The organism is Albidovulum denitrificans (assembly GCF_002973535.1).
Classification (GTDB): Bacteria; Pseudomonadota; Alphaproteobacteria; order Rhodobacterales; family Rhodobacteraceae; genus Albidovulum; species Albidovulum denitrificans.
In genome coordinates this window covers 82,026-105,071 of sequence record NZ_PVEP01000012.1, presented here as the reverse complement: position 1 = coordinate 105,071, position 23,046 = coordinate 82,026, and the positions used below count along the sequence as shown (strand labels likewise).

Here is a 23,046-nt window from a genome sequence, read left to right as displayed (position 1 = left end):
GGATGTTTCGATCCGCGCCCCCGGGTGGGGGCGACTGTCTGGGTCGTAAGGCATGGGAATGTCCGGGTAAATCGGTTTGTAATTGCGAAGGTGCGCAAGATTGCGATCGCGGGCGGGGCGGGGCCGTCGCGTTCGCAAGAAAAGTCCACGATTTCAAAGAGCGGGCGTGTTGCGAACCCAAGGGGGGATGCGGCACGCTTGGGGTTCGCAGGCTCAGACGATCAGGGGACCGTTGAGGTCGGTTGCGGGCTTGGCGCCCACATGCTCCACACGGCGGGTCCAGTTCGCGCCGAGGAAGTAGTAGCGCAGGCTGTCATGTTCCGGCGCGATGATCGCCTCAAGCCGTGCGCGAAGTTTGGTCCATTGGGCGGGGTCCACCTCAATCTCGAAGACCGAGAACTGGACCCGCTGGCCCCAGTCCTCGCAGGCCTTCGCGACCCGTCGCAGCCGCTTCTTTCCACCCTCTTCGAGCGTGTTCACATCATATGTCACGAGCACCAGCATCTCAACTCCAGAACCACGGCGGATAGGCTTCGAGATCGCCGCGCAGATGTCGCGCAAGCAGTTGCGCCTGAAGGAAGGGTACCAGACCGAAGGGGGCCTTTTCCTGCAGGAAGGGATGCAGACGCTCTTCCTTCTTGCGCTCCTGCCAGGTGGTCAGAACGGTCTTGCGTCCTTCGTCCGTCAGCAGCACGGCACCGCCGTCCTGGGCCTTGAAATCTCCGGCCCGCAGCTGACGGCGGTTGACGAGCGACAGCGCGAGACGATCGGCCAGCGGGGCGCGCAGCTCCTCCATCAGGTCAAGCGCGAGGCTTGGGCGGCCGGGGCGGTCGCGATGCAGGAAGCCCACCGCCGGGTCAAGGCCGACCGCTTCACAGGCCGACCGGCAATCGTGGGTGAGCAGGGTATAGAGGAAGGAGAGAAGCGCATTCATCGCATCGCGCGGGGGGCGACGCGAGCGGGCAGTCCAGCGCAATTCGGGATCGGGCGAGCGGATCAGGTGGTCGAAGGCGCCGAAGTAGAGGTTCGCGGCCTCCCCCTCGGAACCGCGCATCTCATCGACCGTAGCGTCGCGCAGCTGCACCCGGCGCAGGATCTGCGCCAGCCGGTCCGTCACCGTTTCCAATGTGGTACGGGTCCCGGTTTTCATCTCATCGCCGTAGTCGCGCAAGGCCCGCCGGATCACGGCCCGCTGGTTCGAGACCTTTCCCAGCACGATCGAGCGCACGATTTCCGCGCCCGTCCCGGCGCGGGCGTATTGCGCGCGACGCAGCAGCACGTTTCCGGTGACCGGCCCCTCGATGCGCGCCTGAAACCGGCCGTTGCGGGCCAGCAGAGCCATGGCTATGCCGCGTTCCGCGCAGGCGCCGATCAGGGCGGGTGAGATCAGGATCGGGCCGAAGGTCACGACCGAAGACAGCATGTGCATGGGGACGCGGGCGCGCTCGGCGCCTTCGATTTCGGCGACGAGGGCCTCGCCATCCTTCTTAAGCGCGGCCCCTTCGGTGGTGACATAGACGGTATTGAGCAGCTTTTTCACAAGCCCTCCAGGGATCGGGCGATCATTCGGTCGCGCCAGGCAAGAACCGGGCGCGCGACGGTCTCGGGACGGCAAAGGTCGTGCAGCGAGCAGGCCTTGCAGCGCGCGCGGTGCGGCGTGGGCGGCGGCGTGACGCCCGAGGCGAGCGCGGCGGCGAGGTCGGCAATGGCCGCTTCGGTCAGCGCCCGCAGACCCGTGTCGAACGGCACGGCGACGCGGCGTTTCGTCTGCGCGTAGTATAGCGCGCCTTCGGGTACCGGGCGGCCCGTCATCTCTTCAAGGCAAAGCGCCTGGGCGCAAAGCTGCGCCTCGTCAGCGCGGTGAAGCTTGGGGCGCCCGCGCTTGTATTCGACGGGGAAGGCGCGTTCGCCGTCAGGGCCGGGCGTGAACTCCACAAGGTCGGCCACGCCCACCAGGTTCAGCCGCGCCGACCCGATCGGCAGCGACATCACGCGCCGCGCACCGCGGCCACGGCGCGAACCGCCCTTGTCGGCGACGGCATGAAGCACATCCCCTTCGGCCGTGAAACGGTTGTCGGCCCAGAGCCGCTCAAGATGGATAAGCGCCGCCTGGCGCTGGCAATAGACCGCATGCTGCACCGCCGAGAGCGGGATCGGTTCGCTCTCGGCGGGCATGGCTTACACAAGCTCCAGGATCTCGACCCCGTCGGGCAGGCCGTCGCGGTCGATCTCGACGATATAGTCCGCGAACTTGCGCGCCGGGGCGAGGTTGCCCAGCCCCTTGTCATCGGGCGCCCGGAACGCGCCATCGACGTTGCGTCCGACCTTCACGCGATCGAACAGGGCATGGGCGGGCGCATTGCCAAGTGCGTTTTCGTGGCGGAAGACGATCAGCTTGCGTGTCGTCATTTCGCCCCGCGCGGCGGAACGGTCATGTTCGAACATGTTGGTCAGCGCCTGAAACAGCAGATCGAGGTCCGCCTCGGAGAACCCCGTGCGTTCGGCAAACTTGGCCGAGATGAACCCGTGCGCGACGTAAAGCCCATAGGGTACGATATGCTTGCGGCCCATGGTGCGATTGTCGGTGCGCGCGTCCCCCTCTTCGGCGCCTTCGGCCCGCTTCTTCTGTTCGGCCTCGTTGGTCGCGGCCATACGGGTGATCGAAATCTCCACCGGCAGGATCGGCTCGATGGAACTGGCGAATGTCATCTGCACCGGCCCCTTGACCTGGCCGCAGTTGATGCCGGTCGACATCACGGCGCCGAAGGTGCGCACGTCGAAGAAGTTGGCGCACATGAAATCGCGCAGCGCGGTCGCTTCGGCGTCATCCTTGGGATTGAGCTTGGCGTCTTTCTTCGACTTTTCGTCCCCGCGCAGCGCGACATAGGCCTTGCGGTGCTTTTCGTTGAGGATCGCGCCTTCTTCGACATAGATGTGCAGCCCGTCCTCACCCGCATGGGCAAGCTCCACATAATTGCGGATCTTGCGCTTGAGGCTGACATCGGTGACCAGCCCGTGGCTGGTTTCGGGATCAAGCCGGGGCAGGTTACCCGCGTCGGGGTCCCCGTTCGGATTTCCATTTGCGACATCGAAGATCAGCACGAAATCATGGCGGCGGGAAAGCGTGGTCATTCGGTTACCTCGGGGCTTTTGTCATCGTGTTTGCGGAAGAAGTCGCTTCGCTGGTGGTAATAGCCGATGCCGAACAGCGCCTGTTCGGCCGAACTCAGCGTGGCGGGGATCGGGTCGGCGCCCGGATCCATCAGTTCGGTGATGGAGCCGATCAGCTTTTCGAGGTTCACCGCGCGGCCGGGGCTGAGCTTGCGCAGCTTGGAGAAGTGGTTCTGTGCGCCGGAATCCAGGGTGCGGAACACCTTTTGCGGGCTGGCCGAGGCGGCGCCGTAGAACTTGTCCTTGATGGTCGCGTTGACGCTGCCGCCGAGGGCTGCGCGCTGGACCTCTTCATAGACGGCGAAGAGCCTGCCGAGGACATAGCCCCGGTTCGTGTTGGCGGAATCGAGCGCCACGGGAACCTCCCAGGATAGGTTGCGGATCAGGACGGATTTCAGGATTGCGGCGCGCAGGGCGTTCACCTCGCCATCGGCGCGGATGCGCATCAGCGTGGCCGACAGCAGCGTAAGCGGGTAGCGCGTGCCAGAAAGGATCGCGCGCATCCATTCGCCCGCGATCAGCGGTGGCACATTCTCGCGCTTGCCCTGCACGGCCAGCTCGATCAGGTAGCGCCAGAGCGGCGGCCATCCAGTGCGCGGGGCCGGGTCAAGGGCGGTGTCGTCGATGAAGCGCTGGTAGTTGGCGGCCAGCGTGCCAAAGCTGCCTTCCCACCAGAAGCGCACCGAAAGCCGTGCGGCGTTGGGGGCAAGGCCCAGGACGAAGAAGCGCACGCCCTCGTCAAGCTTTGGCATGATCTCTGCAAGCCGTCGCCCCTCGCGGATCTGGACGAGCTGTTCCCTGACCTTTGCCGTGTTGACCCCATCGTCGTTGGTCGTATCGCGTCCGAACATCGCGGCGAAGATGTCCTCGGCCTCGGCGGCGGTGTCCATATCCGCGCAATCGGCCCAGAACACGGTCGAGGCATCGCCGATCTGAAGCCGGTGTTTCGGGTCCGACAGAAAGCGGTTGAGCGCGGTGGTATAGGCAAAGGCCGCCGCCTCAGAGACCGGCGCGTTGTCGCCCTGTTCGTGGTTGTAGGACGTGAAGGCATCGAGGTTGAACGAGACCAGGCTCGCGCCCGAACTCTGTGCGCCCCAGACGCCCTTGATCGAGGGATGCAGCCGCGCCACAGGTCCTGACGCGCCGGTCAGCAGACAGATTTGCGGTTCGGACGCGCCCTCGGCCGCGATGCGCGCCCAAAGTGCCTTTGCGGCGGGTCTCTCGTGCAGGAATTCGAACCCGGAGACCAGCCGGAACACGACGTTCTGGTCGCGCATCTCTTCGGGCCAGAGCGGCGCGACGAACCGATCCGGCGTCCAGCTTTCCAGGAACCTTGCAAGCGCGGTGAGGCCCTCGTCATCGGAACCGGCCAGCCATTCAAGATGCTGGTCCCGGAACCTTGCGTGTTCCTCGGCGGTACGTTTGCCCGTCCCGCCCGTCACGCCCAGAACATAGGCGGTCTTGTCCCACAGAACGTTCGGGTCGATGCCGACGGTGCGCTTCTTCGCTTGCGGCACCATGACGATCTTCGCGCTGCGCTTCTTGTCCGTGTCGCGCAGGTCCACCACGTCGGCGACCGACCCATCCGCGTTCAGGACCACGCAAAACCCGATCTTTTCGGCCGAATACCCGAAGGGCGGGGCGTCGGGCAGACGGTCATAGGCCTGCGCCAGCGCGGCCAGCATGCTCATCGCCTTACCTCCGGGCTGCCGGGCGCAGGCACCTCCAGCACGCCGTCGCGCAGACCGGCGCGAAACAGCAGGGACGGCCGCCCCGGTGCGGCATGGTCGATGTCCCAAAGCATGAAGCCAAGGTCGCGCGGCGTGCCAAAGCCCAGCTCTGCCGTCTCGGCCTCGGGCGCGCGCGCAGGCAAGGGGGCGCCCGGTTCGATCAGCGCGAAATGCGCGGCAAACTCGCGCGTTCCCAGACAGGGTTGGTGAAAGCACTGCCCGCGCGCGGCGCGGCGGTTGAAGATGTCCAGATGCTTGCCTTCGCTGTCCGAGGCATCGGCACGGGACGTCAGCACGAAATGCGCCTCGATCACATAGGCGGGCTGGACCAGAACGGTTGCGGCGCGTTGCTGGCGATCCTCGTCCACCAGCAGTTGCAAGCCTTCCAGATCGCCCCGGTTCATCGCCTGCCTGATCTTGCCCGCCGGCGCCTTGTGGCCCACCTCATTGCGGCGAATCTGCTGGAAACGGATCGGGGTCAGCACATGGATCCGGTCGATCACCCACCTGATCTGCGGCTTCCAGTGGATCGCCTCAAGGATGCCCCGCGCCGCCGAGGGTGTCATGACGTCGTAGCTTTGCCGCTCGACCTTGAGTTCGGGGCGTGTGAACAGGGCATAATTGCCCCAGACGTGCAGACGAATACCGTAAGCCATGACTTTCTCCCAATGCGGTGAGGCTATCCCGACGTGCGAGTTGCGCAAGCGAAATATTGCCGCAGGTTGCGCCCTCACCACGAATGGTGAGGGCCTACTGGTTCAACACACAAAACCTAGGTTTCTACCCGCATCCGTATTGGATGACCTTTCGCTCGCCTGCTTGCCGCTTCTTACGGCAGGAGTTTCAGGACAAGGCGCAGGGCGAGCGCGAGGCATTCAAGCCCGATTTCAAGCATACGCGATGGCTTGGGGGGGAAGACTCTCATGTTTACCTCCAGGACGCCTCGCCAGAAGGTAGGAAGCGGGAGGTCTTTTGTCAAGTTCCTAGGATTTGTTTGTTTACGACATGAATGTCTGTAGCGCGTCGTCGCCCAGATAATCCGCCCCCTCCCACCACAGCCCGCTTTCGGCGCGGTAGAGCGAGGGGGTTTGCAGCACACAGAACTGGTCGCCGCGCAGATCGGCACGGCGGTAGTCCGCATGGCCGTTTCGGATCAGCGTGTCGCGGTCCTTTGCGGGTATTTGTACGGTAAAGGGTTGCAACGCACGGGCAAGCTTGCCGGAGGAGATTTCCGCGACGTCCAGCCGCGCGACCTCGGCACGTGCCGCGCCCTCCAGTGCGACGATGACCGGAACCATCCGATCCTCAACCATCCGAAATTGTTCCGCTGTCGTGCGATAGGGCAGATCGGTGCCGCTTCGCGACAGGCCGAAGGCATCGACCATCGGCTGGCCGAGCCGTTCCGGCCCGACGCGCCAATAGACCTCATCGAACCAGTCCCGGATCGCCTCGGGCGCCAGGAGATCGTTGCGGGTACGGGCAACCGCGCGCATCGCCTTCGCCAGCTGCGCGATCTCTCCGCCGACAGGGTCGTCGACCGCCTCGAAGACCGTCAGGGTGCTGTCTTCGATCGCCCGTCGGCCTTCGCGGTTCACGCGGCCCGCCGCCTGCACGATGCTGTCAAGCCCGGCCTCCGCACGCCAGCCGCGCGGAAAGTCCAGGTCCACGCCGGCTTCGATCAGGCTGGTGGCGATCAGCCGACAGGGCGCGCCGTCCTTCAGCCTGTCGCGTATGTCGGCGAGGATACGGCGGCGGTGCGTGGGGTACTGGCGGGTGGTCAGATGGATCAGCCCGTCGATCCCTTCGCTCCGCGCCGCCTCGAACAGGGACAGCGCGTGCCTGCGGCTGTTCACGATCACCATGGCCTGATGGCTGGCGCCGAGGGCCGCGACCAGATCGCTATCCGTCATCGGCCCGCCCTGGACGATCCGTGCGCGGCGCAGATCTTGCGCCAGCGTCTCGGGGTTCGGGGCCAGTTCGCGCCCCGCCAGTGGCAGCCCGCCCTGCCTGAGCTGCGCGCTGTCGAAGGCAGGCTGGGTGGCGGTGCATAGCACGACGGTGCAATGGTAGTGGTGGGCCAGCACCTCGATCATCCGCAGCGCTGGCAGCAGCAATTTGCGCGGCAGGCACTGCGCCTCGTCAAGCACGATCACCGAGCCTGCGATGTTGTGCAATTTGCGCGCCCGCCCCGGCCGCGCGGCAAACAGGCTTTCGAACAGTTGCACATTCGTTGTCACCACGACCGGGGCCGCCCAGTCCTCCATCGCCAGGCGGGCCTTGTCGCGCCCCTCGGCGCCGGGCTGTTCGGCCTCGATCGCGGAATGATGTTCCAGCACGACATCGCCCAGACCCGCGAAGAGGTCTTTGAAGGTCGCCGCCGTCTGATCGATGATCGAGGTGTAGGGGATCGCGTAGATGATACGCCGATGCCCGTGCCGCGCCGCATGGTCGAGCGCGAAGCCAAGCGACGCCAGCGTCTTGCCGCCGCCGGTGGGGACCGTCAGCGTGAAGAGGCCGGGTGCCAGCGCGGCCTGGGCGCGGATGTGGCGCAGCACTTCGCTGCGCAGCCGGTTCAGGTCGCTGGCCCCGAAGCCCGCCATGCGCGTGTCGAATGCGCCGGTAAGCGCGGGCAGCAGGTCTTGCAGCCCTGCCCAGTCGCGTGCGGGAATGTCGCGCCCTTCGAGGCTGGCGTAAAAGGCCTCGGTATCGCGGAAATCGGCATCGACGAGGCAGGAAAACACCATGCGCCCGGCGACCGAGAGGTCAAAGCCATCGCCCGGCCGTATCTTGCCGATGATCTCGGCAACCGCTGGCGCAAGGTCGATCTGGGTTGCGGCGGTTATATCGGCGGGGACAGGATCGCTTTGGCGAAAGCGGCCGATGCGCCGGGCGCGGGCGGCATCGGAACCGTTGGTGTCGGGCAGGCCCGCGTGGTGGCCGAGTATCGCATCGGCCAGAACCTCGGCCACAAGCCGTTGCGGACCGGCTGGCGCGCGATCAAGAAGCAGGCTGGCCCCGGCGGTCGAGTGGTCGACCGGCGTGGGGTCGCCGTGCAGGCGCCGCTGGAACGCGGGGTCGTATTTGCCGAAATCGTGAAACCGCGCGGCAAGTTCCGCGCAACGCGAAAGCCCTGCCGTTTGGGCGGCGGCCGCGGCAAGGCCCGCGGTCTGGTCAAGATGGTCGGGCAGAGTCTGCCAGGTGCCAAGGTCGGCAGGATCGCCGGAATGCGCAAAGAAATGAGTCATGTCTGAACGTGGAGGGCAAGCTTTGATAGCCAAAGCTGCCCTTGTCGCGGATCGCTGTCAATGGCGGCCACAAGTTTGGTCGCGGTGCAACACCGGGCCGGTTCCGGGCGCCCCTCTCCGACCCAAATCCTTACGACGCGTCCCGACCGGGTTGTCTAATCGCGCCTTACATACTCTACCCCGCGGGCGAGCCAGCAGCCAAGGGTCAGGCCCTTGGCCTTGCCCGTCCCGTCGCGCCGGATGATCGCTGTCCAGTCGCCGGGCGCCGGGGCGTCCATCGAGCGTCGGGTGGCGACGGCCCAGACATCCTTGCCCGCGGGTTCCATCCGCTCCATCCGGCCTTGCCCAAGCAGGCCCTCGAAGCGGGCAAAGGCGGCGCCGTCCCTGGCCTCGATGACCATATCGGCACCGAGTTCGGCGGACGTGTACCGGCCCGCAATTTCGATGCCGTCGCCCGTCTCCGTGGCTGACAAGGGGGTCAGCTTCGGCGCGGTGTTGTCGCGCGGGCGCGACATGCTCAGCGCGTCACCCTGGCGCGAAAGGATCGCGCCGGGGGCGCCCAGCGTGCCGTCGGGCGCCAGCGTGACCGTCTCTCCCCCGGTCGCATAGGCCAGCGTCGCGCTGCGGCGGCCGCTTGCGATCTGGACCAGCAGGCCGTCATCGGCAAGCCACTGGCCGTCCCAGCCGTCGGGGATCGGCGCGGGTTCAGGCGCCTTGTAGCCAAGTGCCGCCTCAATCAGGCCCTGCGCCGCGCCGTAGGTGTCGCCTTCGTGGTTGAAGATCACCACCACCGACAGGCGGGCGTCGCGCGCGTTCAGGCGTTGCGCCCGAAAGCCGCGCAGCGCCCCGGCGTGGCCGGTGAAGTCATGCCCCGCGACCTCATGCCGGGCGAGGCCATAGCCATAGGTCGCGGGTGACCCGTCGGCATAGGTTGGCGGGACGGAGACGCGGCGGTACAGGCTGCTTTCATCGTCGCGGGTGGCGTCGATCCAGCGTTCATAGGCCAGCATGTCGTCGAGAGAGGCGGAAATCCCCGCGTCCCCGATCCAGAAGATCGCATTGTCGGCCGGGAAGAAGCCCGTCGCATCGCTGCCTTCATAGCCCACCACGCCATCCTCGGGATAACGGGTGTCCGAGGTCAGGACAGCGGTCTTCATCCCCGCCGGACCCCAGACATGGCGGCGGTAGAGGGTTTCGAGATCCTCGCCCGTCTCTGCCTCGATCAGTTCCGAGACGATGCGATAGTTGCAGTTGCAGTAGGAATAGGCGGTGCCGGGCGGAAAATGCCCGGTCTTCATCCGCGCGATCAGCGGCAGCGCATCCTCGCGCGCGAAGACCTGCTCCGCCTTGCCTCCTTGCAGCACGGTCAGCGCCCAGTAGTCGCGCAGGCCCGACTGGTTGTCGCAAAGCTGGCGCAGGCTGGGCAAGGGGCCGGTGAAGTTCGGCAGGAAATCCGCGATCCGGCCATCCAGCCGCGCGGGATCGTCGACCGAGGCCAGCAGCACCTGACAGGTGAACTGCTTCGAGATCGAGCAGATCGGCAACCGCGTCGCGGCCGTCATCGGCGCGGCGGTATCAAGGTTCGCATAGCCCCAGGCGCGGGTCGCGACCACCTTGCCGTCCTTGACGACGCCGGCGACGCCGCCGGGGCCGGGGTGGCGCTTGGGCAGCGCATCGAGCGCGGTTTCAAGCGCGGGAAGGTCGATCTCGGTCATCTCGCATATCCTCTCAAGACAGGGGGAAGGCGGCGGCCCGCGAAGGGGGCCACCGCGCGCTGCTCAGTAGGTTTTTTTCGTCTCTTCCAGGAAGAAGCGCCCCAGCGGGTTCTGGCCGAAGTTCTCAACCCCCTTGCGGGTCACGCTGATGTAGGGGCTGTAGTAGAGGTCGATCCAGTGGACATCGGCCTTGGCGAGCTTCTGGATCTGCGCATACATCGCCTCGCGCTTTGCCGGGTCCATCTCAAGCCGGGCGTCGGCGACCAGTTGCTTGACCTCGTCGTTCTGGTAGCGGGTCATGTAGTTCATGTTGACGTCATGGCCCAGGACGAAGGTCGTCTTCTGGTCGGGGTCGAGGATGTCGTTGGTCCAGTACATCACCGACAGATCGTATTCGCCGTTGATCAGCATGTCCCAGGTCTGGCTCGGGTCCATCTTCTGAAGGTTGAGGGTGATCCCGACATTGCCCAGTTGCTGTTGCAGCAGGATGGCGATCTGCTCATCAACCTCGTTCCCGGCGTTCACGACATAGTCGAGGCTGATCTCCCCGGCGGCCGCCTCGGCCAGAAGCGCCTTGGCCTTTTCCGGGTCGAAGCCGCGCGCGCCGTTGTCGTCGCTGTGATAAAGCGCGCCCTTCGGAATGTAGGAATTCGCCACCTCGCCGATGCCGAAGGTCACGGTGTCGACGATCGCGGCCTTGTCGATGGCATAGTCGATCGCCTCGCGCACCTTCACGTTGTCCAGCGGCGCGTGTTCCTGGTTCATCAGCAGGTGATCCTCGCGGGTCGAGGGATCGACGACTACGGTCAGGTTCGCGTCCTGCTTCAGCTCGGCCACGCGCGAGAAGGGGACGTAGATCGCGGCGTCAAGCTCGCCCGCCTGCACGGCCAGCATCCGCGTGTTGTCGTCGGGCATGGAGATCCATTCGACCCCGTCGAGGCTGACATTGGCGGCATCCCAGTAATTGGGGTTCTTCTTCAGGATCACCCGGTCACCGCGGCGCCATTCGTCCACGGTGAAGGCGCCCGAACCGACGGGCTTTTCGGCAAACGCCTCTTCCCCCATGCTTTCCATCGCCGCCTTCGAGATGATCGAGGCGCCGGGCATGGCAAGGGTCGACAGGAACGGTGCCGAGGGGCCGTCGAGGGTGACGACCAGGGTCGCGGCGTCCGGTGTCTGCATGTCCTTGATGATCTTGTAGCTGTCCGACCAGAGCGACAGTTCGCTGTCGCGGATGCGGGTCAGCGAATAGGCGACATCCTCGGATGTGACTGGCGTACCGTCCGAGAATTTCGCGTCGCGCAGGTGGAACGTATAGGTCAGCGCGTCGTCCGACACGTCCCAGCTTTCGGCAAGGCCGGGCAGCAGTTTCTGGCCGGCGTTGTCCACGCGCACCAGCACGTCGAAGACGTTGGAAAACACCCAGAAGTCGATGTTTTGCGCCGTGGCGATCGGGTCGAAGGTGGAACTGTCCTCGCGCCGGCCGATGGTCAGCACGCCCTGCGCCTCGGCGATGGAGACAAGCCCGGTTGTCATGGCGAGCCCAAGGATGGCCGCGCGGGTGAGGTTTTTCATCATGTCGCATACTCCTGTCGGGTTAAGGGTTGGCCGCCGTTGAGGGGGCGATCCGGGTTTATGTCGGGAATGGCCGCGATCAGTGCGGCGGTGTAGGGGCGTTCGGGCCGGTGGAAGACGCGGGCCGACGGCCCGTCCTCGACGACCTCGCCATGATGCATGACGATCACCCGCTCGCAGAGGTTGCGGACGATGGCGAGGTCATGGGCGATGAAGACCAGCGTCAGCCCGGTGCGCGCCGTCAGGTCGCGGAACAGGTCGACGATCTGCGCCTGGATCGTCACGTCCAGCGCCGCGACGCATTCGTCGGCGATGATGACGCGCGGATTGACCGCCAGCGCCCGCGCGATCCCGGCCCGCTGGCACTGCCCGCCCGACAGGCTGCGGGGGCGGCGTCTGGCAAAGCCGCGATCCAGCCCCACGAGGTCGAGGAGGTCGCCGATCCGTGCGGGGATCTGGTCGGGCGGCGTTTCGCCTTGCGTCTTCAGGACCTCGGCCAGGGTCTGGCCGATGGTCAGGCGCGGGTTGAGCGAATTGAACGGGTCCTGAAACACCATCGCCGCATCGCTGCGCAAGGCCCTGAGCGTTTTGTCCCGCTCTTTCGTCAGCACCTTGCCGTCAAAGGTGATCTCGCCCGCGCTGACCCGCGTCAGACCCAGCATCGCGCGGGCAAGCGTGCTTTTGCCTGATCCGCTTTCCCCGACGATGCCCACCGTTTCCCCCGGCCAGATGCGCAGGCTGACGCCCTTGACCGCGCGGACCTCGCGCTTTCCGGTCAGGAAACCGCCGCCGACCGGAAAGCTGACATCCAGATCGTCGATCTCGAAAACCGGGCTCCGGTCATGCGGGTGGGCGGTGACTGTATCCTCGGGATGCGGCATCGAAGGGTGCGAGGCGATGAGTTCGCTTGTGTAGGGATGCTGCGGATCGGCCAGCAGCGCGCGTTTCTCACCCGTCTCCACCACCTTGCCGTGACGCATGACCGCGATCCGGTCGCAGGTCTGGGCCACGACGCCAAGGTCGTGGGTGATGAGGATGATCGACAGCCCGCGCCGGTCGCGCAGCTCCATCAACAGGCGCAGGATCTGGGCCTGCACCGTCACGTCAAGCGCCGTGGTCGGTTCATCCGCGATCAGGATTTCGGGGTCGCAGGCAAGGGCAACGGCGATCATCGCGCGCTGGCGCATGCCGCCGGAAAACTGGTGCGCGTAGGAGGCGAAGGCACGCGGCGGGTCGGGGAAGCCGACCTGCGTGAGAAGGGCGATCGCCTCGGCCTTCGCAGTGCGATCGTCAAGGCCCTTGTGACGGCTCAGCCCTTCGCGGATCTGGTTGCCGATTGTCATCACGGGGTCGAGATGGCTTGTCGGGTTCTGAAAGATCATCCCGATCCGTCGGCCCCGGATGGCGCCCATGTCGCGGCCAAGGATCTCTGTCCCGTCAAGCCGGACGCTGCCCCCGGTGACATAGAGCTTGCGCGAGGGCATCAGGCCGATCACCGTGCGGCACAGCAGGCTTTTGCCCGACCCGCTTTCCCCCACCAGCCCAAGGATCTCTCCGCGCGTCAGCGACAGCGAGACGTCTTCAAGCAGCGGCCGCTCCTCATCATGATCCCGGAAGGTGACCGAAAGCCCGTCGATGTCGAGATGCGCGGTCATTCATGCACCCCCAGAAGGTCGGCCAGCGCGTCGCCGGTCAGCGAAAAGCCGAAGGCCAGCGTCACGATGGCAAGGCCGGGGAACAGCGTGATCCACCAGGCCTGTGTGATAAAGCCCTGCGCCTCGGCAACCATCACGCCCCACTCCGCGACGGGGGGCTGCACGCCAAGTCCAAGATAGCTGATCGCGGCGCCGTTCAGGAGGACCAGCACCGCGTCCGACATGACAAAGACGAGAGAGCCCGCCAGCGCATTCGGAAGCAGATGGCGGAACATGATCCGCAGGCGCGAAAAGCCCAGGCTCGCGGCCGCGACGGCGAAATCCTGTGTCTTCAGGACAAGGATCTGCGCCCGGATCAGGCGCGCGTAGCTGACCCAGCCGACCAGCGCCATGGCGATGTAGAAACTGCCCAGACCGGGGCCGAGGATGGCGATGATCGACAGCATCAGGACGAGGAAGGGAAAGGCCAGAACCACGTCGATGATGCGCATGAACAGCGCATCGACCCAGCCGCCGAAAAAGCCCGCCATGGTGCCGATGGCGGTACCGATCAGGAAAGGAAAGATCACCCCGATCACCGCGATCTGAAGGTCGATCCGCGCGCCCCAGATCACGCGGGACAGCACGTCGCGGCCGAAATTGTCGGTGCCGAACGGATGCGCGAGCGAGGGCGGTTGCAGCTTGACGGCGGCGTCCTGATAGATCGGGTCATAGGGGGCGATGAGGGGGGCGAGAAGCGCCATCGCAACGAAGGCGCCAAGGATCGCCAGCCCCGTCAACAGCATCGGCTGGCGCCCGAACCGCGCGCTCCAGCGGGGGGAGAGGGGGATCGCGCTCATAGCTCCACCCTCGGGTCCAGCGCGACGGTGACGATATCGGCGAGGAAGTTGATAAGGACCGTCGCCACCGCGAAGGTCAGCGCCACGCCCTGCACCACCATGTAGTCGCGGCTGAAGATGCCCCGGACCATAAGCTGCCCCAGACCCGGCACCGCGAAGACGCTTTCGACCACGACCGTGCCGCCGATCAGCCAGCCGATATTGACCGCCAGAAGGTTCACCGTCGGCACCAGCGCGTTTGGCACGACATGGCGCCAGAAGACCACGCTTTCGGGCATCCCGCGCGCCCGCGCCGCCACCGCCACGTCAGAGGACAGCCCCGCGATCATCCCGGCGCGCAGCGACCGGGCGATCACCGCCGAGAGAGAAAGCGCAATGGTCAGGCCGGGCAGGATCAGGTGCAAAAGCTTGTCGCCAAGGCTGTTGCCATAGCCCGAGACCGGCAGCCAGTCGAGCCGCACGGCGAAGAGGATGATCAGCATCGCCCCCAGCCAGAAGGAGGGAAAGCCGATCCCGGCGGTTGAGACGATGCGGATCGCGTGATCCGCCGCCGTCCCCTGCCGCCGCGCCGAAATCGCGGCGAAGGGAACTGCGATCACCAGCGCCAGCACCACCCCCGCGACCACCAGCGCCAGCGTCGGTTCGATCCGCGTGACGATCAGTTTCAGCGTGTCGATCTTGTACAGCGTCGACTTGCCCATCTCGCCCGCGGCGAGGTTCTTCAGGAAATAGAGGTACTGCACCCACATCGGCTCATCGAGGCCGTACTGGGCGCGGATGTTGGCGATGGCGGTCGGGGTCGCGCGCGTACCCAGCAGGATGCGGGCGGGATCGCCGGGGATCAGCCGGACGAGGATGAAGGTGATGATCGAGATGCCGAACAGGACCGGGATGAACTGAAACGGGCGGAAGAGGACGAAACGGTAACGGCGCATCAGAACGCTCCCGTCGGGTCAGAGGCTGGAAGGCTTCGCCCTGTCATGCCGCGGCCTCCTTGGCCGCCCTGTCCCCGGCCACCAGATGCCCACCGCCGATGTCGCAAAGGTCAAGGCGACGGGGGCCGCTGCCGACGGGGTGGATCGGGCTTGGCACCTCGCCGGACAGGCGGGGGGCGGGGGCGCGGACATGGCCGGGGTCCGGGACCGGAACCGCCTCGATCAGGCGGCGGGTATAGGGATGCTGGGGGTTGCCGAAGATCTGGGCACGGCTGCCCATCTCGACGATCTGGCCAAGATACATCACGGCCAGGCGGTCGGCGATGTTTTCCACCACCGCCATGTCGTGACTGATGAAGAGATAGGCGATGCCGAATTCGCGCTTCAGCGCTTCGAGCAGGTCGAGGACCCGTGCCTGCACCGACACATCCAGCGCCGAGGTGCTTTCGTCGCAGATGATGAGCTTGGGATTCAGCGCCAGCGCGCGGGCGATGCAGATCCGTTGCCGCTGGCCGCCGGAAAACTCGTGCGGGTAACGCTCCACCGCCTCCGGCGGCAGGCCGACGCGGGCGAACAGATCGGCGGCGCGGGCGCGGCGTTCGTCTTCGGTGCCGATGCCGTGGATCACCAGCGGTTCGGCCACCGCCGCGCCGACCCGCATCCGCGGGTCAAGCGCTGCCATCGGGTCCTGAAACACCATCTGGACATCGCGCCGGATCGCCTTGCGCCCGGCGGCATCCAGCCCTTTCAGCACCCGGCCCGCGACTTCCAGATGACCCTCATGCGGCACAAGCCCCGCGATGGCGCGGGCGATGGTGGACTTGCCGCAACCGGATTCGCCGACAAGCGCGAAGGTTTCGCCCGCGCGAATGTCGAAGCTGACATGTTCGACGGCATGGACGCGGTGGGTAACGCGGCCCAGAAGCCCGCCCCTGATGTCAAAGCGCACATCGACCCGGTCCAGACGCGCGACCGGGGGCGGGGTGGTGTCTGACGCGGGTTGGCCGGGCCGTGTCGCGCCGTCGCCCATGCGCGGCACCGCGGCCAGAAGTTCCTGCGTATAGGCCTCTTGCGGGGTGCCGAAGATCTGGCTGACGGCGCCCTGTTCGACCATCCGGCCGTTGCGCATCACGATGACCCGTTCGGCCATTTCGGCCACGACGCCCATGTCATGCGTGATGAGGATGATCGCCGTCCCCATGTCGCGTTGCAGATCGCGCAAAAGGTCCAGCACCTCGCGCTGCACGGTCACGTCAAGCGCGGTCGTGGGTTCGTCCGCGATCAGCACGTCGGGTTTCAGCGCCAGCGCCATGGCGATCATAACCCGCTGGCGCATGCCGCCGGAAAGTTCGTGCGGATACTGGTCAAGCCGCCGCTCCGGCTGGGCGATGCGGACCGATTTCAGCGCGGCAAGCGCCTGCGCCCGCGCCTCGGCCCTTGATATCGCCTCATGTTCGCGCAGCGCCTCGACCAGTTGCGCGCCGATGGTCATCACCGGGTTCAGCGAGGTCATCGGCTCCTGAAAGATCATCGCGATCCGGTCGCCCCGGATGCGGCGCATCCCGGCCTCGCCAAGGGCGAGCAGGTCGCTTGACCCGAAGATCACCCGCCCGGCCGAAGCGCGCACGGCGGGCGGCGGCAACAGGCCCATGATGGCCAGCGAGGTGATCGACTTGCCCGACCCGCTTTCGCCCGCGATGGCCAGCGTTTCGCCCCGCCTGAGGGTGAAGGACAGGTCCTCCACCAACGGTCGTTCGGCGCCGTTCGCGCGGACCGAGACGGTCAGCCCCTCGACCGACAGGACCGGGGTGTCAGGGGCGGTGGCCGCCCCCGGCGGTATATCCTCCGCAGCGCTCATTCGAAGACGACGCGCGGGAAATAGAAGCTGACCACCCAGTTCGGCATGTCGACGATTTCCGAGATGCGAAGATCGCCACAGGTGGAGACGAGCATATAGGCATCGACCGCCGTCATGCCGCGCGTGGCGCAAAGGTGATCGACCATATAGGCCACCGCGTCGCGAGCCGCCGACATCAGGTCCGGCCCGATACCCGTCGTCACCTCATAGCCCTTGGCATCAAGGTGCGTGGTGACCGGGCCGGGGGTTTCGAACCGGGGCCGGGGCAGGTTCGCGCCCTTCACAAGGTCAAGCGTCAGCACCACGTCCATCGGGCTTTCGATGGCGGTTCCGCAAACCTCGCCATCGCCCTGCGCCGCATGGGTGTCGCCGACGGAGAAGAGCGCGCCCGCCACCTCTACCGGCAGCCAGAGCGTTGCGCCGGCGGCGAGGTCGCGGATGTCCATGTTGCCCCCGACACGGCGCGGCGGCACGATGGAATGTGCGCCCGGTTCGGCCAGCGCATTGCCGATCGTCCCGGTGAAGGGCTTCAGCGGCACGCGCCCCTCCTTCGACCACATGGCGGGCGCCATCGTGCCGGGATCGAAGGACCAGGTGATCAGCGCCGCTTCGGTGAACTGGTCGGCAAGCAGGCCGAAGCCCGGAATATTCGCCGTCCAGCCCCAGCCTCGCCCGTCGCGCGCCTGCGGGGCGAAGCTTTCGAAGGTGACCTTCACCGCGTCGCCGGGTTCGGCCCCCTCGATCCAGATCGGGCCGGAGACCGGGTTGATCTTGCCGAAGTCGAGCGCGGTGACATCGGCGACCGTGGACCGCGGGCCAAGCTGGCCCGCAGAGCTGTCATGACAGTTGAAAAGGATCGTCGATCCTGGCGCGACCCTTTCGACCGGGGCGATGGAATTGTCCCAGCCGAAATGGTGTTGCGCCGCGTGGATCGTGTAGTTGCAGGCCTTGCACATGGTCTTACTCGGTGACGTAGACGTAGTCGTAGTTGACGGGGATGGAGACGGGATCGACGTAAAGGTTATCCGCACCGCCCATGCGTTCGGATTTCATCGTATAGCGCTCCTCGTTGAAGACCGGGACCCAGGGGGCATCCTCCATGACCTTCTGGTAGACCTCGGACCACAGCGCGAGGCGCGCGGGATCGGCGGGGTCATTGAAGCTGTCGGCCTTGACCGCGTCGGCATCGACCGCCTCATTGCAGTATTTCGACCAGTTCCAGCCGCCCTCGACCGCGCCCGCGCAGCCAAGGATCGGGCCGTAGAAGTTCGACGGATCGGGGAAGTCCGCGATCCAGGCCATGCCGCCCGACCAGATCATCGGCGCGGTTCCGGCGCCGCCGGCCTCGATCACATTGGCCTGGGCCAGCGACTTGATCGACGCCTTGATGCCGATTTCCGACAGGTCCTGCTGGATCGCCTGGGCGATGCGCGGGTTCGGGTCGGTGTTCATGACGTAAAGCTCGGTCTCGAACCCGTCGGCGAGGCCCGCATCCGCCAGCAGTTTCTTCGCGCCTTCGACATCATAGGCGTAGCCCTTGTAATCGGTCGAATAGCCCGGCATCGACGGTGGCAGCGGCTGGTTCGCGGGCTTGGCGCGGCCGTTGATGATCTGGACGATGCGGTCCTTGTTGATCGCCATGTTGATCGCCTGACGCACCTCAAGCTTGTCGAGCGGCGGGGTCGTCACGTTCAGCGTGATGTAGCCGGTGTGAAGCTGGCCGCCTTCCACGACCCGCGCGGCCTGCGCCGGGTCGCCCATCACCTCGGTGAACTTCGCGGGCGGAATGCCGTCGCCGGGGACGTCCACCTCCCCCTTCTGGAGACGCAGCAGCGCCACGATCGGCTCTTGCCCGACCTCGAAGGTCACGGTGTCGAGATAGGGGATGCCTTCGCGCCAGTAATCGGCGTTCTTCTCGAAGACCAGCTTTTGCCCGATGGTCCAGTCGGCCAGCTTGAAGGCGCCGGTCCCGACGGGCTGCTTGCCGAAATCGCCGCCCGCGGCATCGACCGCCTCTTGCGGCACGACCGAGGCGAAGTTCAGTGCCATGACGTGAAGGAAGGTCGCGTCGGGGCGCGACAGGGTGATCTGCACCGTCGCCGGGTCGATGACCTTCACGCCCTCAAGCCCCTTGGCGGAGCCGTCGGCAGCCGCGTCATAGCCGAGGATGGAGCCGAAGAACCCCGCGCCCGGCGATTGCGTCGCGGGATCGGTCACCCGGTCGAGCGAATATTTGACGTCATCTGCCGTCATCTCGCGTCCGTTGTGGAATTTGACGCCCTGGCGCAGATGGAAGGTGTAGGTCAGCCCGTCTTCGGACAGGTCATAGCTTTCCGCCAGACCGGGGCGCAGTTCGGTCGTGCCGGGGGCATAGTCCATCAGCCCGTCGAAAAGCGACTTGATCATCGACCAGTTCTGCCAGTCGTAGCCGATGGCGGGGTCAAGCGTGGCAACATCGTCCTTGTAGGTGATGATGATCCCGCCGCCCGGTCTGGCGTTCGGGTCGAGGGTGTCATCCTGCGCGACGGCGGGAAGCGCGAGCGTCAGGGCAATCGCGGTGCCGGCAAGCCATTTCTTCATGTTCTCTCTCCTGTTGGTTCGGTTCTTGTTGGTTTGTGGTGGCGGGGTTCATCGCAAGCGGATGCGTGGGTCGATGAACGGGGTGATGAGGTCGGCCAGAAGGTTGCCCAGCACGATCGCGGTGGCGGAAACAAGAGTGACGCCCATGATGATCGGGATGTCGACGCGCTGGATCGCCTGCCAGGCCAGTTGGCCGATGCCGGGCCAGCCAAAGACGCTTTCCACCACGACGATGCCGCCCATGAAGATGCCGATGTCGATCCCGATCATCGCGATGATGGGCAGGATCGCGTTCGGCAGGGCATGGCGCAGCACGACGCGGGCGCGGCCAAGGCCCTTGGCGCGGGCGGTGCGGATATAGTCGGCGCGCAGGACGTCGATCATCGACGAACGCATCATCCGGCTGTACCAGCCCGATCCGAGAATGCCGAGCGTGACCGACGGCAGGACGAGGTTGGAAAAGCTGCCATAGCCCGAGATCGGGAACCAGTCGAGCTTGACGGCGAAGATGTAAAGCAACAGCAGACCGACGACGAATTGCGGGGCCGAGACGGCGACGAAACTGCCCACCATCAGCCCCTGATCAAGCGCCGACCCCCGGCGCAGCGCGGCGATGACACCCAGCGTCAGCCCGATCACCAGTTCGCAGAAGATGCCGCCCGCCATCAGGAGAAGAGAGGCCGGCAGCCGCGCCCCGATCAGCGTCCCGACATCGGTTTTTTGCAGGTAGGAATGACCAAGATCGCCCTGTGTCAGGCCCGCCAGATAGCGGCCGAACTGCACCAGGAACGGCTGGTCGAGGCCAAGCTGATGGCGGATGTTCTCGACCGTCTGGGCGGTGGCCGACCGGCCCGCGATCTGGCGCACCGGGTCGGCAGGCAGGACGTAGAGCAGGAAGAAGGTGATCGCGGCGACGCCGAGAAGGATCAGGAAGGCGGCGACAAGACGGCGGATCAGGTAGGCGACCATCACTCTGCCCCCCGCTGCGTCGGGTCCAGCACGTCGCGCAGCGCGTCACCCACAAGGTTGAAGGCCAGCGCCAGCAGCAGGATCGCCGCGCCGGGGATGAAGACCAGCCAGGGCGCGGCCTGAAAATAGGTCTGGTTCTCGAAGATGATGTTGCCCCAGCTTGGGGTCGGCGGCTGCACGCCCACGCCAAGATAGCTGAGCGTCGCCTCAAGCAGCACGGTGGTCGAAATCCCGAGTGTCCCCCAGACGATGATCATCGGCACCAGATGCGGCAGGATATGACGGAAGAGGATACGCGGGGTCGAGGCGCCAAGGCTGCGTTCGGCGGCGATGAACTCCCGCTCGGACAGCGCCGTGGTTTCGGTAAAGATCACCCGCGCGGTCTGGACCCAGTTCACCAGCGCGATCACCATGGCCACGATCCAGAGCGAGGGCGTGAAGATCGCGGCAAGGCAGATCGCCAGCAGAAGCGCCGGGAAGGCCATCATCAGGTCGGTAAAGCGCATCAGGATTGCGCCGACCCAGCCCCGGAAAAACCCCGCCGTGACCCCGATCACCGTGCCGATGATGAGCGCCGCACCATTGGCCACCACCCCGATGATAAGCGAGGTGCGCGCGCCGTACAGGATACGGCTGAGAAGATCGCGGCCCAGAAGGTCGGTCCCGAACAGGAAGCTGCCATTCGGCGCAAGGGGGGCGCCTTCGATCGTCAGCCCGTCGAAAAGCTGTTCGTCGGGCGAATAGGGGGCGATCCAGGGTGCGAAAACCGCGCCAAGCGTGACGATCAGGATGATCGCGAGGCCGATAAGCGCCAGCTTGCGCCGCATCAGCCGCGCCAGCGCCGTCGCGGGGCGCGCGATGGGGACAGCCGCGTCAGTCATCCGCCGCATCCACCGCGCGCGGCCCGCCCTGCGCCGCGACCAGCCGTTCCGCTGCCGCCTCGAAGCTGATCCGCCAGGCCATGGCCATCTGGCGCAGCTGGCCATAGGCTTCATCCTCGGTCTTGCCAAGGCTCATCATCATCGCGACCGCCCGCACGACGGTCTGGCGCTGATCGAGCCTTCGGCGCAGCGCCTCGATCTCATCGGCAAGCGCCTGGCGCGCCTCGAAGGCGGCGCGCGCGGTCAGAAGGGCCGAGAAGGCTCCGCCATCGCCCACGGGCTTGAGAAGCTGCGCATCCGCCCCCGCGTTCAGCGCCCATTCGATCCGACCGGGTGCCTCGGACCCGATCAACGCGATCATCGGCATCGGTGGATTGCCGTCCTCCCACGGGAATTGCTGATCATGGCCGAGATCGGCGTCGAAGAAGATGAAATCCGCCGCAATGGCCGAGGGCGGCAGGTCCGGCCAGTGTTGTTCGACCACAAGGCCGATCGCGCCCAATTGGCGTTCCAGCGCCTGAACCGTGGGGTGGGGCCGGTGCAGCACGATCGCGCGCGCGCCACCAAGGTTCTGGCTGCGGATCCGGCGCTTCATTTCGCCACCCGCAGTTTCGGCGCGGCCATGGCGTGATCGCGGCCGCGTGTCAGGTAGGGATCGCCCGCCACCCGGCCGAAATCCTTTCTGACCTTGAAGCGGCCGTCATGCACCTGGCCGATCAGGACCGGCAGGACGGTGTGATGCGTGCGCGGGTCGATACCGGTTTCGGCGGTGCCGTGGTTGGCAAGAAGTGCCGAGACGGGCAGCGTTTCGGCCCCCGGCTGCTGGTTGAGAAGCCGCGCCAGCATCCAGACCGCCGCATGGCCTGCCGCCTCATGCGAGGAGCCGAAGCGCCCCGGCTGCGCGCCATCCGTGCCGCCGCGGAAATAGGGACCCGCCGCGATCAGCCCTTCGGCGGCGGGGCCGATGGCGGGCAGTTCGCATTCGGTCAGGTTGCAGGACAGGATGGGGCAGGTCGCGGGGCCGAAATGCGGGTCCTCGCGCCCAAGGTCCGCATAGGCCTGAAGGAACAGGTACTGTGTCTGGCCGATCAGGTTGTTGAGGATGAAATCCGGCCGCGCGGCGCGGATCTCCTCGATCATCCGGCGGATGTCGGTTGACCCGATGGGCAGGTAGCGTTCGCCCATGACTTCGCCGCCAGCCTCGGTGATGACCTCGCGGGCAAGGCGGTTCATCTCCCAGCCCCAGATGTAGTTCGACCCGGTCAGATAGCCGCGCTTGCCGTATTGGCCGAAGGTCCAGCCCAGAAGCGGCAGAAGGTGCTGGTTCGGGCAGGCATGGGTGTAGACGACATGGTCCGAGGCCTCGAACCCCTCATAGGGGACGACATACCAAAGCGTCGCGCGCGCCCGTTCCAGCGTCGGGATGACCTCTTTCCGGCTCCAGGAGGTGACGCAGCCCAGGACGTGCCGGGCGCCGCTTTCGTTCAGGATCTCATCGCAAAGGGGGGCATAACGGTCGATATTGCCGCCGGGGTCGCGTTCGACCGGGACAAAGCGGATGTCCATCGCCGGATCGCCGTTCACCTCGGCCACGGCGGTCAACACGCCGGTCCGGCACGCCTCGGACATCAGCGAGTAGCTGCCGTAGCGGGAATAGAGAAGCCCAAGGTCAATGCGCCGTTTCATACCACCCCAAAAGCAAGAAAGCCCCGCATTCCCGTCGCCACGCCGTTGCGCGCATCGGGAATCGGGGCCTGACTGCCAGATATGTGCCGCCTATCAGAAGGCCTGATGGCCCATCGGTCAAGGGTTCCGTCGCAAACATTTCTGGATGGCGGGAAGATCAAGGCCCTTCCGGTGCGGCGGGGAACCTGCGGGGCGATCCTTTGTGGC

19 protein-coding genes are annotated in these 23,046 nt (G+C 66.0%); all 19 read right to left on the bottom strand.

Annotated elements, in window-relative coordinates:
• Positions 1-213 precede the first annotated feature (213 nt).
• The gene (gene cas2 / locus LX70_RS18980) at positions 214-504 is read right to left on the bottom strand and encodes a CRISPR-associated endonuclease Cas2 (RefSeq protein ID WP_105516366.1); all 291 of its coding nucleotides are present in this window, start codon (positions 502-504) and stop codon (positions 214-216) included.
• A gap of 1 nt (position 505) precedes the next feature.
• The gene (gene cas1c, locus LX70_RS18975) at positions 506-1,540 is read right to left on the bottom strand and encodes a type I-C CRISPR-associated endonuclease Cas1c (RefSeq protein WP_105516365.1); all 1,035 of its coding nucleotides are present in this window, start codon (positions 1,538-1,540) and stop codon (positions 506-508) included.
• The gene (cas4, locus tag LX70_RS18970; RefSeq protein ID WP_105516364.1) at positions 1,537-2,175 is read right to left on the bottom strand and encodes a CRISPR-associated protein Cas4; all 639 of its coding nucleotides are present in this window, start codon (positions 2,173-2,175) and stop codon (positions 1,537-1,539) included. The genes cas1c and cas4 overlap by 4 nt, the downstream gene beginning before the upstream one ends.
• 3 nt (positions 2,176-2,178) lie before the next feature.
• A complete protein-coding gene (gene cas7c, locus LX70_RS18965; RefSeq protein WP_105516363.1) occupies positions 2,179-3,132 on the bottom strand; it encodes a type I-C CRISPR-associated protein Cas7/Csd2 in 954 nt (317 codons plus the stop codon).
• Entirely contained in the window at positions 3,129-4,862 is a 1,734-nt protein-coding gene (gene cas8c / locus LX70_RS18960; RefSeq protein ID WP_105516362.1) for a type I-C CRISPR-associated protein Cas8c/Csd1, read from the bottom strand. Before cas8c ends, cas7c begins: the two co-directional genes overlap by 4 nt.
• Positions 4,859-5,557 carry a type I-C CRISPR-associated protein Cas5c gene (gene cas5c / locus LX70_RS18955; RefSeq protein WP_105516361.1) on the bottom strand — a complete coding sequence of 233 codons (699 nt, stop codon included), beginning with the start codon at positions 5,555-5,557 and terminating at the stop codon, positions 4,859-4,861. Before cas5c ends, cas8c begins: the two co-directional genes overlap by 4 nt.
• Positions 5,558-5,899: 342 nt before the next feature.
• Positions 5,900-8,146 carry a CRISPR-associated helicase/endonuclease Cas3 gene (locus LX70_RS18950; protein ID WP_105516360.1) on the bottom strand — a complete coding sequence of 749 codons (2,247 nt, stop codon included), beginning with the start codon at positions 8,144-8,146 and terminating at the stop codon, positions 5,900-5,902.
• Between the two features lie 155 nt (positions 8,147-8,301).
• Positions 8,302-9,861: a D-aminopeptidase gene (locus LX70_RS18945; RefSeq protein WP_105516359.1), complete on the bottom strand. Its 1,560-nt coding sequence runs from the start codon at positions 9,859-9,861 to the stop codon at positions 8,302-8,304.
• A gap of 63 nt (positions 9,862-9,924) precedes the next feature.
• Positions 9,925-11,439, bottom strand: a complete 1,515-nt coding sequence (locus LX70_RS18940) for an ABC transporter substrate-binding protein (protein WP_105516358.1) — start codon at positions 11,437-11,439, stop codon at positions 9,925-9,927.
• Positions 11,436-13,091, bottom strand: coding sequence for a dipeptide ABC transporter ATP-binding protein (locus tag LX70_RS18935; RefSeq protein ID WP_105516357.1), 1,656 nt, complete (start codon positions 13,089-13,091; stop codon positions 11,436-11,438). The genes LX70_RS18940 and LX70_RS18935 overlap by 4 nt, the downstream gene beginning before the upstream one ends.
• Positions 13,088-13,930, bottom strand: a complete 843-nt coding sequence (locus tag LX70_RS18930; protein WP_105516356.1) for an ABC transporter permease — start codon at positions 13,928-13,930, stop codon at positions 13,088-13,090. Before LX70_RS18930 ends, LX70_RS18935 begins: the two co-directional genes overlap by 4 nt.
• Positions 13,927-14,865, bottom strand: coding sequence for an ABC transporter permease (locus tag LX70_RS18925; RefSeq protein ID WP_105516355.1), 939 nt, complete (start codon positions 14,863-14,865; stop codon positions 13,927-13,929). The genes LX70_RS18930 and LX70_RS18925 overlap by 4 nt, the downstream gene beginning before the upstream one ends.
• Before the next feature lie 43 nt (positions 14,866-14,908).
• On the bottom strand, positions 14,909-16,723 hold the full coding sequence (locus LX70_RS18920; protein ID WP_105516354.1) for an ABC transporter ATP-binding protein: 1,815 nt from the start codon (positions 16,721-16,723) through the stop codon (positions 14,909-14,911).
• Positions 16,720-17,679, bottom strand: a complete 960-nt coding sequence (locus LX70_RS18915) for an acetamidase/formamidase family protein (protein ID WP_105516353.1) — start codon at positions 17,677-17,679, stop codon at positions 16,720-16,722. The genes LX70_RS18920 and LX70_RS18915 overlap by 4 nt, the downstream gene beginning before the upstream one ends.
• Before the next feature lie 4 nt (positions 17,680-17,683).
• A complete protein-coding gene (locus LX70_RS18910) occupies positions 17,684-19,303 on the bottom strand; it encodes an ABC transporter substrate-binding protein (RefSeq protein ID WP_105516352.1) in 1,620 nt (539 codons plus the stop codon).
• 48 nt (positions 19,304-19,351) lie between these two features.
• Entirely contained in the window at positions 19,352-20,272 is a 921-nt protein-coding gene (locus LX70_RS18905) for an ABC transporter permease (RefSeq protein ID WP_105516351.1), read from the bottom strand.
• Positions 20,272-21,153 (bottom strand): ABC transporter permease, encoded by an 882-nt coding sequence (locus LX70_RS18900; RefSeq protein ID WP_105516377.1) that lies wholly within the window; start codon positions 21,151-21,153, stop codon positions 20,272-20,274. The genes LX70_RS18905 and LX70_RS18900 overlap by 1 nt, the downstream gene beginning before the upstream one ends.
• Positions 21,146-21,748, bottom strand: coding sequence for an ANTAR domain-containing response regulator (locus LX70_RS18895; protein ID WP_105516350.1), 603 nt, complete (start codon positions 21,746-21,748; stop codon positions 21,146-21,148). Before LX70_RS18895 ends, LX70_RS18900 begins: the two co-directional genes overlap by 8 nt.
• Positions 21,745-22,839, bottom strand: a complete 1,095-nt coding sequence (locus LX70_RS18890; protein ID WP_105516349.1) for a transporter substrate-binding protein — start codon at positions 22,837-22,839, stop codon at positions 21,745-21,747. Before LX70_RS18890 ends, LX70_RS18895 begins: the two co-directional genes overlap by 4 nt.
• Positions 22,840-23,046: the final 207 nt, after the last annotated feature.